We start from the raw sequence: 17,014 nt of genomic DNA on the forward strand, positions 1-17,014 counted from the left end.
GTATGGGAAAAAAGAAAGTAGTCGTTGGAATGTCCGGCGGCGTAGATTCCTCGGTGGCAGCGTATCTCCTGAAAAAAGCAGGATACGATGTCATCGGGGTGACCATGCAGATCTGGCAGGATGAGGCCGAGACAGTCCAGGAGGAAAACGGGGGCTGTTGCGGCCTTTCTGCTGTTGATGATGCAAGGCGCGTGGCACAGGTGCTGGACATTCCGTATTATGTCATGAACTTCAAAAAAGAGTTCCGTGATAACGTCATGGACTATTTCACGAACGAATATCTCTGCGGCAGAACACCGAACCCGTGTATCGCCTGCAACCGCTATGTGAAATGGGAGCGTTGCTTCAGCGCAGTCTTTCCATTGGAGCGGACTACATTGCGACCGGACATTATGCAAGAATCGAACAGCTTGCCAATGGACGGTATGCGATTGCAAATTCGGTAACAGCGGCAAAAGACCAGACGTATGCACTGTATAATCTGACCCAGGAGCAGCTTTCGCATACGCTGATGCCGGTCGGAGACTACACAAAAGATCAGATTCGTGAGATTGCAGCAAAAATCGGTCTTCCGGTAGCAAAAAAGAAGGATTCCCAGGAAATCTGCTTCGTGCCGGATCAGGATTACGCTTCCTTTATCCAGAACGAGACAGGAATCGTGGCACCGAAAGGCAATTTCGTGAATACAAAGGGTGAAATCCTCGGTACCCATGAGGGGATTACCCATTACACCGTAGGACAGCGCCGCGGACTCGGCCTTCCGATGGGACACCGCGTGTTCGTACTGGAAATCCGTCCGGAGACGAACGAGGTTGTGGTCGGCGAAAATGAAGAGGTTTTCGCAAAAGTAGTAAAAGCAAACAAAGTAAACTATATGGCAATTCCGCCGCTGGAACTTGGAGAAGAGCTCTCCTGCACCGCAAAAATCCGGTACGGGCACAAAGGGTCCCCGTGCGTGATCAAACGGACCGGGGAAGATGAGATTACCTGTACCTTCCCGGACGGCGTGCGTGCTCCGACACCGGGACAGGCTGTTGTCTTCTACGTGGACGGCTGTGTCGGCGGAGGCGGAACGATTACGGAGGCCGAAAGATGAAAATAGCGGACTGTCATATGCACAGTTTCTTTTCAAGTGACAGCGAAGCACCAACAGAAGAGATGGTAAAACGGGCAGTCGAGCTGGGACTTCCGGCAATCTGCCTGACGGATCACTACGATATGGATTACAGTACCGGCGAGTTCCAGCTCGATACACCGGCATATGCGGCAAAAATCCGGGAACTGCAGGAAAAATACCGCGACAAAATCGATATCCGATTCGGCGTGGAACTGGGACTGCAGCTCCACTTAAAAGAACGGATGGAAGAGTATGTAAATGCGTGGCCGTTCGACTATGTGATCGGCTCCATGCATGTCATTGACGGAAAAGACCCCTATTATGAGGATGCTTTCCCGGACTGGACAGCAGAAGAGCTGTACCGGGCGTATTTTCGGGCTACAGCAGAAAATATCCGGTTCTTCCACAATTTCCAGACGCTTGGTCATCTGGATTATGTGGTACGCTACTGCAGAGAAAAGGGAAAAGATTACAGCTACCGCGCATTTGCGGACGAGATCGATACCATTTTAAAAGAGCTGATTCAGTACGATATCGCGCTGGAAATCAACACCGGCGGCTACAAGGCAGGCCTTGGCGTGCCGAATCCGACGCCGGATGTCATCAGAAGATACCGGGAACTGGGCGGCGAAAAGATCACCTTCGGTGCCGATGCCCACAAACCGGAACATATAGCGTTTCATTTCGCGGACGCGTCAGCTATCGCGCAGGAAGCCGGATTCCGGTACTACGTGCGGTTTAAAGAGAAAAAGCCGGAATATCTGCCGATCCAATAGAAAACACGCAGGAAAAGCCGGAAAAAGCCCCAGAAAGGCTGGATTCCGGCTCTTTCTGCAATAGACGGATCTTTCGAAATTTTGCAGAAATACGGATTGGCATCCGGCTTCTTCACAAATTTTAGAAATAATTTCGTATTTTCTTGAAAATAGAACTTGAATTTTCCGACGAAATTAGGTATTATACAGATAAGGTTGATGTTTCTTTAACAAAGTACAGAGACTCAAAATTAAAATTCACTTTTTAGGAGGAATTGAAAATCATGGCAGTAAAAGTAGCAATCAATGGTTTTGGCCGTATCGGACGTCTTGCATTCAGACAGATGTTTGGAGCAGAAGGTTATGAAGTAGTAGCAATCAACGATTTAACATCCCCGAAGATGTTAGCTCATCTGTTAAAATATGACTCTTCTCAGGGAAAATATGCTCTGGCTGATACCGTAACATCCGATGAAGATTCCATCACAGTAGATGGCAAAAACATCAAAATCTATGCTTTCCCGGATGCTAACAACTGCCCATGGGGAGAGCTTGGCGTAGACGTAGTTCTGGAGTGCTCCGGATTCTACACCTCCAAAGCAAAAGCTCAGGCACACATCAATGCAGGCGCTCGTAAAGTAGTTATCTCCGCTCCGGCTGGTAACGACCTTCCGACCATCGTTTACAATGTAAACCATGAGACCCTGACAGCAGACGATAACATCATCTCCGCTGCATCCTGCACCACAAACTGCCTTGCACCTATGGCAAAAGCTCTGAACGAACTGGCTCCGATCAAATCCGGTATCATGGTTACTATCCATGCTTACACTGGAGATCAGATGACTCTGGACGGACCGCAGAGAAAAGGCGATCTGAGAAGATCCCGTGCAGCTGCAGTTAACATCGTTCCAAACAGCACCGGTGCTGCAAAAGCAATCGGCCTTGTTATTCCGGAACTGAACGGCAAACTGATCGGTTCTGCACAGCGTGTTCCAACCCCAACCGGTTCTACCACAATCCTTACAGCAGTTGTAGAAGGAACTGTAACTGTTGACGAGATCAACGCAAAAATGAAAGCATCTGCAACCGAGTCCTTCGGATACAACACAGATGAAATCGTATCCAGCGACATCGTTGGTATGAGATATGGTTCTCTGTTCGATGCAACTCAGACTATGGTTCTTCCGCTGGACAACGGAACAACAGAGGTACAGGTTGTTTCTTGGTATGATAACGAGAACTCCTACACAAGCCAGATGGTTCGTACCATCAAATACTTCAGCGAGTTAGCATAATTTAACAAACTGAACGGCAAAATTTCAGAGCCCAAAGGGTCCGGTCTGTTAAGGACCGGGCCCTTTTTGCGAATGCGGCGGAAAAATACGGCACAAAAACAGCCCTTTTCCGTGTGCAAAAATTATAAACTGCATTTTTAAATAAGGACCGCGATGCCGCAAAAACAAAGAAACGGCGCGGCAGATGCAGTTGGATATATGGAGGGAAACGCCCATGTTAAACAAAAAAACCGTAGATGATATCAACGTAAAAGGAAAAAGAGTCCTTGTAAGATGTGACTTCAACGTTCCGCTGATCGATGGAAAAATCACAGATGAGAACCGTCTGGTAGCAGCTCTTCCAACGATCAAAAAACTGATCGCTGACGGCGGAAAAGTAATTCTCTGCTCTCATCTTGGAAAACCGAAAGGAGAACCAAAACCAGAGCTTTCTCTTGCACCGGTTGCAGTTCGCCTTTCCGAGCTTCTTGGACAGGAAGTTAAATTTGCAGCAGATCCTGAGGTTGTAGGACCGAACGCAAAAGCAGCTGTTGAGGCTATGAAAGACGGAGATGTAATCCTTCTGGAGAACACCCGTTACCGTGCAGAAGAGACCAAAAACGGTGAGGAGTTCAGCAAAGAACTGGCTTCCCTGTGTGACGTATTCGTAAACGATGCATTCGGAACCGCACACCGTGCTCATTGCTCCAATGTTGGTGTTACCAAATATGTTGACACTGCTGTTGTTGGTTACCTGATGGAGAAAGAGATCGCATTCCTTGGAAATGCTGTCAACAATCCGGAGCGTCCGTTTGTTGCCATCCTTGGTGGATCCAAAGTATCCAGCAAGATTTCTGTTATCGACAACCTGATCGATAAAGTTGATGTCCTGATCATCGGCGGTGGTATGGCTTATACCTTCGCAAAAGCAGCAGGCGGCACCGTTGGTGATTCTCTGCTTGAGATGGATTATCTGGATTATGCAAACAAAATGAAAGAAAAAGCAGCAGCAAAAGGCGTGAAACTGCTTCTTCCGGTAGACAACGTTGTTGCAGATGCATTCTCAAACGACGCAAATACACAGGTTGTTCCGGCCGGACAGATTCCGGATGGCTGGGAAGGTCTGGATATCGGACCGGAAACTGCAAAACTGTTCGCTGATGCTGTTAAAACTGCTAAAACCGTTGTATGGAACGGACCGATGGGATGCTTCGAGATGCCGAATTTTGCAGCAGGAACCAAAGCAGTTGCAGCAGCACTGGCTGAAACAGATGCAGTTACGATCATCGGCGGCGGAGATTCCGCAGCAGCTGTAAACCAGCTTGGATATGGCGATAAGATGACTCATATCTCCACTGGCGGCGGCGCTTCCCTGGAGTTCCTGGAAGGAAAAGAACTGCCGGGCGTTGCAGCAGCAAACGACAAATAAGAATTTATATTCAAAACTAAGGAGATCAAACGATCATGGCAAGAAAGAAAATTATCGCCGGAAACTGGAAAATGAACATGACTCCGAGCGAGGCAGTAGAATTAGTCAATACATTAAAACCACTGGTAGCAAATGACGACGTTGACGTTGTTTTCTGCGTACCGGCCATCGATATCATCCCGGTTGTAGAGGCTGCAAAAGGCTCCAACATCCAGATTGGTGCTGAAAATATGTATTTTGAGGAGAAAGGTGCTTTCACAGGCGAAATCTCCCCGGCTATGCTGACAGACGCTGGCGTGAAATACGTTGTACTTGGCCACTCTGAGAGAAGAGAATACTTCGCAGAGACAAGCGAGACCGTAAACAAAAAAATGCTGAAAGCTTTCGAGCACGGCATCACCCCGATCATGTGCTGCGGAGAAACTCTGGAGCAGAGAGAGCAGGGTGTAACGATGGACTTCATTCGTCAGCAGGTAAAGGTTGGATTCCTGAATGTAACAGCAGATCAGGCCAAAACAGCCGTTATCGCTTACGAGCCAATCTGGGCAATCGGAACCGGCAAAACTGCTACAACAGAGCAGGCTGAGGAAGTTTGCAAAGGCATCCGCGAGTGCATCGCTGAAATCTATGATGATGCAACAGCAGCAGCTATCCGTATCCAGTATGGCGGCTCTGTAAACGCAAAAACCGCACCGGAACTGTTCGCACAGGAGAACATCGACGGCGGTCTGGTAGGCGGAGCATCCCTGAAACCAGATTTCGGAGCTATCGTAAACTACAATAAATAATTGATTTTGTACGAAATCAATCAATAAAACGGGCTAAAACGTCACCAAACACGGTGAATTCGGCAGAAATGCTGAAGGTGAGGTGTTTGGTGGCGTTTTGCTGTTTTTTATGCAACATATAACCCTTGATTTAGCTATAGAGAGTGCCAGTTTGTGCAAAAAGAAATCACTTCGTTTCTGTGTTTTGAAGCGGAGTGATTTTTTGCGCGGATTGAAAAATTCACGTTTTCGTGATATGCTTGTTTTATATCTGTCGACCAGCCGTCCAGAGAGTTTCTGGAAGAAGTAATCAAGGATTATAACAAAATGTTCCATACGAACTACGATACCTCAAGTGATAAATTCCAGAATTATTATAAAGATGTGTCGCTTCGCATGAAGAATAAGGAATTGGACATTCTGATCGTAGTCAATATGTTTCTTAACGGTTTTGATGCGACGACTATGAATACGCTGTGGGTAGATAAAAATCTGAAAATGCACGGACTGATACAGGCGTTTTCCCGTACAAACCGTATTCTGAATTCTATCAAGACCTTTGGAAATATTGTATGTTTCAGAAATCTGCAGAAGCGAGTAGATAGTGCCATTTCCTTGTTTGGGGATAAGAATGCCGGGGGCCTTGTTTTGCTGCAGAGCTTTAAGGATTACTATTACGGATATGAATCCGTAGATGGTAAGCCAATGCCAGGGTATGTGGATCTGATGGAGGAATTGAATCATAAGTTTCCGCTGTCAGAACCGCAGATTGTCGGAGAGCAGAACCAGAAGGATTTTATTGCTTTGTTTGGTGCTATTCTTCGTATGAGAAACCTTCTGCTTTCCTTTGACGAATTTAAGGGGAATGAGCTGATTTCTGAGCGCAATTTGCAAGACTACCTTGGACGTTATCAGGATTTGCGTGACGAGTGGAAACGGAAACGCCGGGAAAGTACGGATATTACAGATGATGTGGTGTTTGAAATTGAATTGATCCGGCAGGTAGAAATCAACATTGATTATATTCTGATGCTTGTAAAGAAGTATCATGATACCCGCTGTGAAGATAAGGAAGTGCTGATAACCATCAATAAAGCGATTGATGCCAGCCCGGAGCTGCGCAGCAAGAAACAGCTATTGAAACCTTTATTGCAGGAATCAATGATGTGGACGATGTTATGGATGAGTGGCATGAATTTGTTGTGGAACAGCGCGATTATGATCTTAATGTAATTATTACGGAAGAAAAATTGAAGCCGAAAGACACACGAAAGTTCATAGAGAATGCGTTTCGGGACGGAGAGATCAAAACAGCGGGAACGGATATAGATAAAATCATGCCGCCAATTTCTCATTTTGGTGGTGGCGGAAGAGCCAAGAAAAAACAGAGAGTCATTGAAAAACTGAAAACGTTTTTTTGAAAAATATTTCGGTATCGGTGGTTCGTCTTCCTTTAATGAGCCAGAGCATAAAGCCGTGACATACGATCTGAGCGATTAGGAAACAGTGTTGATGGCGGCAGAATCTGAAGCACCATACGGAAAATAGTCATAAATGAATGGAACCACATTGGAAGCAAAAAGCAAAATAATAGAGTCATCATGGACAAAACTTAATCATGGAGGTGATCGGATGACAATAGAAGAAATCCTTGCTGGAGAATCCAAGAACGTTGAATTCAAAGTACAACGTCCAGACAAGAGCATGAAATATATGAAAACGGTTGTTGCTTTCGCTAACGGAAAAGGTGGGAGGATTATATTTGGTATTGACGATAAAACAAGAGAAGTTGTTGGCATTCCGGATGATAAAGTTTTTCGGGAGATTGATGCGATTACGAATGCTATTTCTGACAGTTGTGAACCTACAATTATCCCGGATGTTTATTTGCAAAATATAAATGATAAACCTGTAATTGTTGCAGAAATCAGGACGGGACGTCGGAAACCATATTATATTAAGGCAGAGGGGCTGGAGAATGGCGTATATATTCGAGTTTCTGGAACAACACGCCCTGCTGACCGTGATATGTCAAGAGAATTATATTATGAATGCGATGCCCGCTCTTTTGATTCAATAATCCGCAGAGATATAGAAGTGACCGATGAAGATATTAAAAGTCTCTGTGAACAAATGAAGGAAGTTGCTATTGCCAACTGCAAATCCAATCTTCAGCGATCAGCAGTTAAAGATGTAACGAAAAATGTTTTGCTCAGTTGGGGAATTTTGAAAAAAGATGAGAATGAAAAAATCTATCCGACAAATGCGTATATTTATTTAACGGGACAAGGTGGACTCCGTTCCATGATACAGTGCGCTGTGTTTAAGGGAACGACGCGAGCTGTCTTTTTGGATCGACGTAATTATGAAGGACCGCTTTGGAAGCAAGTAGAGGAAGCGGTGCAGTTTGTCCTTAGAAATATTCGTATGGGATGTCGGCTGGAAGGAGTATATCGACAGGATATTTATGAACTGCCGCCGGATAGTATCCGTGAGTTGATCGTTAATGCAGTTATGAATTGCAGTTACATTCAGAATTCTAATATTCAGGTGGCAATTTATGATGATCGCTTGGAGATCACATCTCCTGGTGGACTGCTTCCTGGCGTAACGATTGAGTTGATGAAGGAAGGATTTTCAAAAATCCGAAATCGTTCGCTTGCCAATGCTTTTGCCTATATGAACCTTGTGGAAGCATGGGGAAGTGGTATTCCGAAACTTATGCAGGCTATGCAGGAATACGGATTGCGTGAACCGGAATTTATTGATATGGAAGTAGCTTTCCGCATCAATCTTTATCGCGGCCAGAATGAGGTCATTGAGGTCAAAAATCGAGATCATGACCTCAATCATGGGTCAAATGATCTCAATCGTGAGCCCGATAATCTCAATCATGAGCCTGTTGACCTCGATCGAGATCCCAATGACCCCAATCATGATCCCAAAGATGACCTTGAAATTCAATTGTCAGAAATGATTTATAAAAATCCGAAACTGACTCAGAAAGAATTAGCAAAAGCGCTTGCAGTTTCTACGGCAACGATTAAGCGTATGCTTACAAAAATGCAGCATGAAGGTAAAGTTATCCGTGAGGGGTCTAATCGAAAAGGAAAATGGATATTGACGGATAAAATGAAATAGGATTGATGATTTGATTGGAAAAGGCAAATGAATTTACCGGCTTTTTTAAGAAAATCAGACGAACTTACAGAACAGTTATCAAAGAAACAAGTGATTGCTGTTATGTCGACATATCACAAAAGATATCCTAGACGGAGTGCGTTCATACATGAATTAATAGAATTTGGATATGTGAAATGAACGATTCTGAACTTTTCTTGTGTCCGGGAGCGGCTTTTTCGCACTTGCGGACATCTCCCACATGTGATATGATGGGAACGACAAAAGTGTCGGAAAAACCGCATGATAGAGGGAAAAAACGCGGCAAATCAGACGACGCGAAAGAAAGCATAAAGGAGAATATGATTATGGCAAGAGAAATCATTAATACAGAAAAAGCACCGGCAGCAATCGGACCTTATGTACAGGCAGTCGCAGACAACGGCCTTTTATTTATTTCCGGACAGCTTGGCTTTGATGTAGAGCATGGCAGCGTGATCCCGGAAACCGTAGAAGAGCAGGCAACCCTCTCTTTAAAGAATCTGGACGCAATCATGACAGCAGCAGGAACTGACCGCACGAAAGTGATGAAAACAACCATTTTCCTGACCGATATGAACGATTTTGCCAAGGTAAATGAAGTATACGGTGCTTTCTTTGGTGAGTCCAAACCGGCTCGTTCCTGTGTAGCAGTTGCCGCTCTTCCGAAAGCAGCAAAAGTGGAAATTGAATGCATCGTATCCCTGAAATAAGAGAGAGAGATGAGTATGGCAGAGGAAAGAGTAATTAAAATCGGAATGCTGGGTCTTGGTACTGTCGGTACCGGTGTGTATAAAGTGCTGAAAAGCCAGCAGGAGGAAATGCTTCCGAAGCTGGGAGCACGTGTAGAGCTGAAAAAAATTCTTGTGCGCAATGTGGAAAAAGCAGCTGCAAAGGTTGACGATCCCTCCATCATTACCACCAGCTTCGAGGAGATTGCCAATGACCCGGAAATCGAGATTGTTGTTGAGGTTATGGGTGGAAAACAGCCGGCCATGAATTACATTCTTGCCTGCCTGGATGCTGGAAAGAATGTTGTAACGGCAAATAAAGATCTGGTGGCATCCGAGGGCAAAAAAATCCTTGCAACAGCAAAGAGAAACGGAAAAGATTTTCTCTATGAGGCATCCGTGGCGGGAGGAATTCCGATCATCCGTCCGGTGAAACAGTGCCTTGCCGCCAATCATATCACAGAGCTGATGGGTATTTTCAACGGTACCACAAATTTCATTCTCACAAAAATGTCGCAGGAAGGCATGGAGTTTGGTGATGCGCTCCGTCTGGCGCAGGACATGGGCTATGCAGAAGCAGACCCGACCGCAGATGTGGAAGGTCTTGATGCCGGCCGCAAGGTAGCAATCCTGGCTTCGGCAGCGTTCAACTCCAGAGTGACATTTGAAGATGTTTACACCGAAGGCATTACCAAAATCACGGCGACCGATATCGAGTACGCAAAAGAGATGGGATGCACGATCAAGCTGCTCGGCGTGGCAAAAGATACCCCGGAAGGAATCGAAGCCCGCGTTCATCCGATGCTGATCGACAGCAATCATCCGCTTGCGACTGTCAATGATTCCTACAATGCCGTATTCCTGACAGGCGATGCCGTACAGGATACGATGTTTTACGGACGAGGTGCCGGAGAGCTTCCGACTGCGAGTGCCGTTGTGGGCGATATTTTCGATGTTGTGCGCAATATTTTATGGAACTGCTGCGGCAGAATCGGCTGCACATGCTACCGGGAATGCCCGATCAAGCGTGTCGGCGAAATTAAGTCGAAATATTTTGTACGCATGCAGATTGAAAATCGGTATGGAACGCTGGCATCGGTAGCTTCTGTCTTTGGAAACAACAAGGTTTCGATTGCACAGATGCTTCAGAAACGTGTCAATGGAAAATACGCCGAGATCGTCGTTATTACGGACGAGGTCAAAGAGCGCCATTTTGAGGATGCCATGCAGATTTTAGGCGGAATGTCGATGATCCAGGAGATTTCTTCGACAATCCGGGTATACTAACAAAATGTAACAATTCAGAGCCATGCGAAATGGAAGAAAAATCGCGAATCATGCTTGCATGAAGGAGCGCTTTTTCTGGAGTTTCATATGGCGAAAAGCAACATCGAGATGCAGCGTAAGCGGAATCGAGACGGGGCTCTGTATTGTTACCCAAAATTTAAGTAAAGAAGGGAATTCACAATGAGTAAAAAACCAACCGTATTAATGATTCTTGACGGATATGGACTGAATGACAAATGCGAGCATAACGCTGTCTGCGAAGCGAAAACTCCGATTATGGACCAGCTGATGAGCCAGTGCCCGTACGTAAAAGGACAGGCCAGCGGACTTGCTGTAGGTCTTCCGGACGGACAGATGGGTAACTCTGAGGTAGGCCATCTGAACATGGGCGCAGGCCGCGTTGTATATCAGGAGCTGACCAGAATCACGAAAGCAATCCAGGACGGCGATTTCTTCGAGAATGAAGAGCTGGTAAAGGCTGTTGAAAATGCAAAAGCAAATAATTCCGCACTGCACCTGTTCGGACTTCTTTCTGACGGCGGTGTTCACAGCCACATCACCCACGTATTCGGACTTCTGGAGCTGGCAAAACGTAAGGGTCTCGAGAAAGTTTATGTACACTGCTTCCTGGATGGCCGTGACACTCCTCCGGCATCCGGAAAATCCTATGTTGAGCAGCTGCAGGCAAAAATGGATGAGATCGGTGTCGGCGAAATCGGCGTGATCTCCGGCCGTTACTATGCAATGGACCGTGATAACCGCTGGGATCGTGTCGAGCTGGCTTACAAAGCTCTGACAAAAGGGGAAGGCGTAGAAGGAACCGATGCAGCAGAGGCTGTTCAGGCTTCCTATGATGCTGAAAAAACCGATGAGTTCGTTCTGCCGACCGTTCTGAAAAAAGACGGAAAACCGGTTGCAACGATTCAGGATAAAGATTCTGTAATTTTCTTCAACTTCCGCCCGGACCGTGCAAGAGAGCTGACAAGAGCATTCTGTGCAGATGAGTTCACCGGATTCGAGAGAGAAAAACGTCTGGATCTGACCTACGTATGCTTCACGGAATACGATGAGACTATCCCGAACAAATCCGTTGCATTCAAAAAAGAAGAGATCACCAACACCTTCGGTGAGTATCTGGCAGCACATAACATGACTCAGGCACGTATTGCTGAGACCGAGAAATATGCACATGTAACCTTCTTCTTCAATGGCGGCGTTGAGGAGCCAAATAAAGGTGAGGATAGAATCCTTGTAAAATCCCCGAGGTTGCTACTTATGACCTGAAGCCGGAGATGAGTGCTTACGAAGTATGCGACAAGCTGACGGATGCTATTCGTTCCCAGAAATATGATGTTATCATCATCAACTTTGCAAATCCGGATATGGTTGGCCATACCGGTGTTGAGAGCGCAGCAATCCAGGCAGTTGAGGCTGTTGATGAGTGCGTAGGCAAAGCAGTGGAGGCATTAAAAGAGGTTGACGGCCAGATGTTCATCTGTGCGGACCACGGAAATGCAGAGCAGCTTGTAGACTATGAGACCGGCGAGCCATACACCGCTCATACCACCAATCCGGTTCCGTTCATTCTGGTTAATGCAGATCCATCCTACACGTTAAGAGAGGGCGGCTGCCTGGCAGACATCGCACCGACTCTGATCGAGCTGATGGGCATGGAGCAGCCAAAAGAAATGACAGGAAAATCCCTGCTGATTAAGAAATAAAGAGAAATCGTGAAAATGTCCCTGCCGGATTCGTTTTGAAACGGGTGCGGCAGGGATATTTTATTATAATAATCTGAAAATAAAAATAATTACGCAATAAGAGACAGAATAAAAATGGAAAACAGATAAAAAATCAAAATAAAGTGTTGACAAACGGTGAGAAAACTGATATAGTAAAGTCAACAAAAGAAAACGGAAGAAAAAAAACAGAAAGAGAGGACGGACCACCGAGAACATAACGAATTACCCCATAAACTAAGAAAGCGAAGGTATGGACCCAAGAAAACGTAACGAAGTACCCCAAAGTGAAACAAAAGAACAAAAGAACAAAAAAGAAAGGATTCAGTCCAATGCACAGTTCTAACTTATGAAAGCATCCGAAAATGGAAAAATCGGATGGCTTTCATATTGCGTTTTTTTATGTTTGAAAAGAATAAGGACTGGAAAAAAGAGGTTTCGACAGAGAGAGCAACATATTTTTCCCATAGCACGGTCATACTGTGAACGCAGAGAAGAAACTTGGTTACTGTTCACTTTGCAGCAAAACAGGAGGGAAAACTATGTTTCGATATTTACCAATTCGAAGCGTGACAGGAAGAGAAATTCTGGATTCGCGCGGAAATCCGACCGTAGAGGTGGAAGTGGCCGTCGGGGAGGGGATTCTCGGACTGGAAGGCCATATGGGGCGTGCCCAGGTGCCGTCCGGGGCATCGACAGGAAAATTTGAGGCACTGGAAAAAAGAGATCAGGAAGTGCGCTATCTGGGGCAGGGCGTGAGAAAGGCTGTAGAAGCGGTCAATACCGTGCTGGCCGATGCCGTTGTCGGCGAGAATGCGCTCGAGCAGGAGCGGATCGACCATATCCTGTGCCAGGCAGACGGAACCGAAACGAAAGAAAACCTCGGGGCAAACGCCATTCTCGGTGTCTCACTTGCTGTGGCGCGCGCGGCGGCAAATGCGATTCATCTGCCGCTGTACCAGTACCTGGGCGGCTGCCACACAAGCCGTATGCCCGTGCCGATGATGAATATTTTAAACGGCGGCCGTCATGCCGACAACACCGTCGATCTGCAGGAATTTATGATTATGCCGTGCGGCGCTCCCTCATTCCGGGAGGGTCTTTCCATGTGCGCGGAGATTTACCATACGCTGAAGCAGCTCCTGAAGGAGAAGGGATACTCGACTTCTGTCGGCGATGAGGGCGGCTTTGCGCCGGATTTAAAGGATTCCGATGAAGCACTGCAGCTCATTGTCAATGCGATCCAGAAAGCCGGCTATGCGCCCGGAAACGACGTGATGATCGCGATCGATGCGGCGGCAAGCGAGCTCTACGAGGAGAGCAGGAACGTCTACTACTTTCCCGGGGAATCCCGTCAGTGCGGAAAGACAGTATTTCGGGATACCGCAGAAATGGTTGCCTACTATGAGGAACTGATCGAAAAATACCCGATCGTATCCATCGAAGACGGGCTGTGCGAGGACGATTTCGAAGGCTGGAAACAGATGACGGAAGCGCTCGGGAACAGAGTACAGCTGGTCGGGGATGATCTGTTTGTGACGAATGTAAGAAGGCTTTCCTGCGGCATTGCACTTGGCACGGCAAATGCGGTTCTGATCAAGGTAAACCAGATCGGAACGCTCTCTGAGGCGCTGGATGCGGTGGAGATGGCGCAGAGAGCAGGGTACCGCGCCGTCATTTCCCACCGGTCCGGAGAGACAGAGGATGATTTTCTGGCAGACCTTGCCGTCGCGACAGGCGCCGGCCAGATCAAAACCGGAGCACCGTGCCGGTCGGAGCGGAATGCGAAATACAATGAGCTTCTCCGCATCGAGGAACGCCTCGGTGAGGAAGCGAAATACCGGAATCCGTTCCCGCAAAAGGGAACCGGCGTAAGAGAGTGGTGAAAAACGGCTAAAATAGGCAAATAACAGTTGAAATCGTTCTTCCGCTATGGTAAAATAATATAAGTTGGCCGTAGGAGGTGTAATTGTGGAAATTTTAAGAACGATTTTGACAGTCATTTATGTCATTGATTGTATTGCTTTAACCGTTGTTGTATTGATGCAGGAAGGAAAACAGCAGGGTCTCGGTGCTATCGCAGGTATCTCAGACACTTACTGGGGAAGAAACAAAAGCCGTTCTGCAGAAGGAACTCTGATCCGTGCAACAAAAATCATGGCAGTTCTGTTTATTGTACTGTCGGTTGTATTAAACATGAATTTTTAGCAAAGTAAAGACATCCTTATTCCCACGAGAAGGCGTAAGGGTGTCTTTTTCTACAAAGAGGAGATAATAGATGAAAGATAATAAGAAGAAAAAAGATCGGAGGAAATATCCGCAGGGCAGCGCGGCGTCCCATGCAGGACAGAACAGCGGGAACCATGGCGGTCATGCGGGCCATCCGCGTTCCAGAAGTTCGAAACTGCTGAAAAACCGCAAGACGCTGCTCATGGATCTCGTAAGCTCGAAAAACTATGAGCCGATGCGTCTGAAAGACATTGCCATGCTGCTGCAGGTGCCGAAAGCAAAACGGTCGGAGCTTGCGGAGGTTATGGAAATCCTGGTAAAAGAAGGAAAAATCGATGTGATCTCCGACGGCCGTTACCAGAAGAGCCGCGGTGCATCCACAACGACGGAAAAACGGGAAAAAAGAGACCGCCGCGCCGGAGAGCAGGGCAGAAGAGGACGCGATGACCGATTCCGCAGAAAGAATGGAAAGGACGGCGACACAGAGAAGAAGCCGCGTATCCAGACTGTCGATATCCAGGCAGTCGTGGACGCTTACCAGATCCCGGAGGAGTTCCCGGCACGCGTGATCACACAGGCAGAAAAATGCCCGGAGGAAGTAATTCCAAACGATTACAACGGCCGCCTCGATCTAAAAAGCTGGCAGATGGTGACAATCGACGGCGAGGATGCCAAAGACCTCGATGACGCCGTATCCGTCACAAAAGCGGGCGATACGTGGACGCTTGGCGTTCATATCGCTGATGTGAGCAACTATGTGCAGGAAAATTCCGCCCTCGACCGTGAGGCGTTAAAGCGCGGCACCAGTGTCTATCTGCCGGACCGCGTTATTCCGATGCTGCCGAAGCGTCTGTCAAACGGCATCTGTTCCCTGAATGAAGGACAGGAGCGCCTGGCACTCTCCTGTATTATGACGATCAACGAGAAAGGCCGTGTGATCGGCCATCAGATCGCTGAGACGGTGATCCGCGTGGACCGCCGCATGACCTACACCGCCGTCAATGCAATCCTGACCGAGCCGGAAGCACATCCGGAGCTGCTGGAGGAATATCATGAGCTGGTTCCGATGTTCCGCCAGATGCAGGAACTGTCTGCACTGATCCGGAGCTGTCGGAAAGAACGCGGAGCAATTGATTTTGAATTCCCGGAGAGCAAAGTAATTCTTGATGCAGAAGGGACGCCGGTGGAGATCCGCCCGTATCCGTCGAACGTGGCAACACGGATGATCGAGGACTTCATGCTGATGGCGAACGAGACCGTGGCAGAGGAATACTGCACACGCGAAATCCCGTTCTTATACCGGACGCATGACAAGCCGGACGGAGACCGCATGGAGGCAACGCTGACGCTGATCCGTGAACAGGGCATCAAAGTCGAAAAGCGTTCCCATGAGATTACGCCGGGTGAGGTGCAGAAGATTCTCACCAGCATCGAGGGAACCCCGGAAGAGCCGCTGATCAGCCGCCTGCTGCTCCGGTCGATGGCAAGAGCCATTTATACCCCGGAATGCAGCGGCCACTTCGGACTGGCAGCGTCATATTACTGCCATTTTACCTCACCAATCCGCCGTTACCCGGATCTGCAGATCCACCGCATTATCAAGGATGATCTGCGGGGACGTCTCGACAAGGGCGGCAGAATCGGCAAATATTCGTCCATTTTGCAGCATGTGGCGGAGCAGTCGAGTGCGATGGAGCAGCGTGCTGCAGAGGCAGAAAGAGAGGCTGTGAAACTGAAGAAAGCCGAATATATGCTGGAGCATGTCGGCGAAGAGTACGACGGCGTCATTTCCGGCGTGACCGGCTGGGGCTTCTATGTAGAGCTGCCAAATACCGTCGAGGGACTCGTTCACATTATGACACTCAAAGACGATTATTACAATTTCGATGAAGAAAATTACCGTCTGGTCGGAGAGCAGCACGGAAGAGTATTCCGCCTTGGTGAGCCGGTGCGTGTCCGTGTCCGAAACGCCGAGCCTGCCAACCGGACAATCGATTTTACGTATGTAGAAAAAGAAACCGAGACAGAATAAATCCTTGGAGGAAAAAGTTATGGCAAAACAAAAAGGAAATCGAATGATTGCCAACAATAAAAAGGCATATCATGACTATTTTATCGAGGATAAATACGAGGCCGGCATCTCCCTTGCCGGTACCGAGGTAAAATCCCTCCGCATGGGAAAATGCAGCATCAAGGAGTCCTTCATCCGCATTGAGCGTGATGAGGTATTCATCTACGGCATGCACATCAGTCCGTACGAGAAGGGCAACATATTCAATAAAGACCCGCTGCGCATCCGGAAACTGCTGCTGCACGACTATGAGATCCGCAAACTTGAGGCGCAGATCAAGGAAAAAGGCTACACGCTCGTTCCGCTGCAGGTGTATTTTAAAGGCAGCCTCGTAAAAGTCGAGATCGGTCTGGCACGCGGTAAAAAACTGTATGATAAACGGCAGGATATCGCAAAGAAGGATCAGAGACGTGAGGCGGAGAGAGATTTCAAAGTTAAAAATCTGTATTAAAA

11 protein-coding genes and 3 pseudogenes are annotated in these 17,014 nt (G+C 47.4%); all 14 read left to right on the forward strand.

Annotated elements, in window-relative coordinates:
* Nucleotides 1–2: 2 nt before the first annotated feature.
* Nucleotides 3–1,096 (forward strand): annotated as a pseudogene (gene mnmA, locus DXA93_RS20375) (tRNA 2-thiouridine(34) synthase MnmA).
* A complete protein-coding gene (locus DXA93_RS00540; RefSeq protein ID WP_119207619.1) occupies nt 1,093–1,893 on the forward strand; it encodes a histidinol-phosphatase HisJ family protein in 801 nt (266 codons plus the stop codon). The pseudogene mnmA and the gene DXA93_RS00540 overlap by 4 nt, the downstream one beginning before the upstream one ends.
* A 263-nt stretch (nt 1,894–2,156) precedes the next feature.
* A complete protein-coding gene (gene gap, locus DXA93_RS00545; RefSeq protein WP_022463324.1) occupies nt 2,157–3,170 on the forward strand; it encodes a type I glyceraldehyde-3-phosphate dehydrogenase in 1,014 nt (337 codons plus the stop codon).
* A gap of 214 nt (nt 3,171–3,384) precedes the next feature.
* Entirely contained in the window at nt 3,385–4,578 is a 1,194-nt protein-coding gene (locus DXA93_RS00550) for a phosphoglycerate kinase (RefSeq protein WP_022463323.1), read from the forward strand.
* 35 nt (nt 4,579–4,613) lie between these two features.
* Nucleotides 4,614–5,366 (forward strand): triose-phosphate isomerase, encoded by a 753-nt coding sequence (tpiA, locus tag DXA93_RS00555; protein ID WP_022463322.1) that lies wholly within the window; start codon nt 4,614–4,616, stop codon nt 5,364–5,366.
* Between the two features lie 306 nt (nt 5,367–5,672).
* Nucleotides 5,673–6,766, forward strand: a pseudogene (locus tag DXA93_RS00560) (type I restriction endonuclease subunit R, EcoR124 family).
* Nucleotides 6,767–6,977: 211 nt separating this feature from the next.
* Complete coding sequence (locus DXA93_RS00565) at nt 6,978–8,486, forward strand: ATP-binding protein (protein ID WP_119207620.1); 1,509 nt, start codon at nt 6,978–6,980, stop codon at nt 8,484–8,486.
* Between the two features lie 347 nt (nt 8,487–8,833).
* Nucleotides 8,834–9,217, forward strand: coding sequence for a RidA family protein (locus DXA93_RS00570; protein ID WP_055218381.1), 384 nt, complete (start codon nt 8,834–8,836; stop codon nt 9,215–9,217).
* A 15-nt stretch (nt 9,218–9,232) separates the two neighbouring features.
* Nucleotides 9,233–10,522 carry a homoserine dehydrogenase gene (locus DXA93_RS00575; RefSeq protein WP_055267016.1) on the forward strand — a complete coding sequence of 430 codons (1,290 nt, stop codon included), beginning with the start codon at nt 9,233–9,235 and terminating at the stop codon, nt 10,520–10,522.
* A gap of 180 nt (nt 10,523–10,702) precedes the next feature.
* Nucleotides 10,703–12,243: pseudogene (gene gpmI / locus DXA93_RS00580) on the forward strand (2,3-bisphosphoglycerate-independent phosphoglycerate mutase).
* Between the two features lie 560 nt (nt 12,244–12,803).
* The gene (eno, locus tag DXA93_RS00585; protein WP_118601218.1) at nt 12,804–14,147 is read left to right on the forward strand and encodes a phosphopyruvate hydratase; all 1,344 of its coding nucleotides are present in this window, start codon (nt 12,804–12,806) and stop codon (nt 14,145–14,147) included.
* 85 nt (nt 14,148–14,232) lie between these two features.
* Nucleotides 14,233–14,469, forward strand: a complete 237-nt coding sequence (gene secG / locus DXA93_RS00590) for a preprotein translocase subunit SecG (protein WP_055226503.1) — start codon at nt 14,233–14,235, stop codon at nt 14,467–14,469.
* Nucleotides 14,470–14,692: 223 nt separating this feature from the next.
* Nucleotides 14,693–16,522: a ribonuclease R gene (rnr, locus tag DXA93_RS00595; RefSeq protein ID WP_055226555.1), complete on the forward strand. Its 1,830-nt coding sequence runs from the start codon at nt 14,693–14,695 to the stop codon at nt 16,520–16,522.
* Nucleotides 16,523–16,541: 19 nt separating this feature from the next.
* The gene (gene smpB, locus DXA93_RS00600) at nt 16,542–17,012 is read left to right on the forward strand and encodes an SsrA-binding protein SmpB (protein WP_022463315.1); all 471 of its coding nucleotides are present in this window, start codon (nt 16,542–16,544) and stop codon (nt 17,010–17,012) included.
* Nucleotides 17,013–17,014: the final 2 nt, after the last annotated feature.

The organism is Blautia sp. OF09-25XD, assembly GCF_003482095.1.
Classification (GTDB): Bacteria; Bacillota; Clostridia; order Lachnospirales; family Lachnospiraceae; genus Fusicatenibacter; species Fusicatenibacter saccharivorans.

What these genes read in the sequence shown, in the direction of transcription:
- DXA93_RS00540 (WP_119207619.1), top strand. Translation starts at nt 1,093, where the DNA reads ATGAAAATAGCGGACTGTCATATGCACAGTTTCTTTTCAAGTGACAGC.
- gap (WP_022463324.1), top strand. Translation starts at nt 2,157, where the DNA reads ATGGCAGTAAAAGTAGCAATCAATGGTTTTGGCCGTATCGGACGTCTT.
- DXA93_RS00550 (WP_022463323.1), top strand. Translation starts at nt 3,385, where the DNA reads ATGTTAAACAAAAAAACCGTAGATGATATCAACGTAAAAGGAAAAAGA.
- tpiA (WP_022463322.1), top strand. Translation starts at nt 4,614, where the DNA reads ATGGCAAGAAAGAAAATTATCGCCGGAAACTGGAAAATGAACATGACT.
- DXA93_RS00565 (WP_119207620.1), top strand. Translation starts at nt 6,978, where the DNA reads ATGACAATAGAAGAAATCCTTGCTGGAGAATCCAAGAACGTTGAATTC.
- DXA93_RS00570 (WP_055218381.1), top strand. Translation starts at nt 8,834, where the DNA reads ATGGCAAGAGAAATCATTAATACAGAAAAAGCACCGGCAGCAATCGGA.
- DXA93_RS00575 (WP_055267016.1), top strand. Translation starts at nt 9,233, where the DNA reads ATGGCAGAGGAAAGAGTAATTAAAATCGGAATGCTGGGTCTTGGTACT.
- eno (WP_118601218.1), top strand. Translation starts at nt 12,804, where the DNA reads ATGTTTCGATATTTACCAATTCGAAGCGTGACAGGAAGAGAAATTCTG.
- rnr (WP_055226555.1), top strand. Translation starts at nt 14,693, where the DNA reads ATGGATCTCGTAAGCTCGAAAAACTATGAGCCGATGCGTCTGAAAGAC.
- smpB (WP_022463315.1), top strand. Translation starts at nt 16,542, where the DNA reads ATGGCAAAACAAAAAGGAAATCGAATGATTGCCAACAATAAAAAGGCA.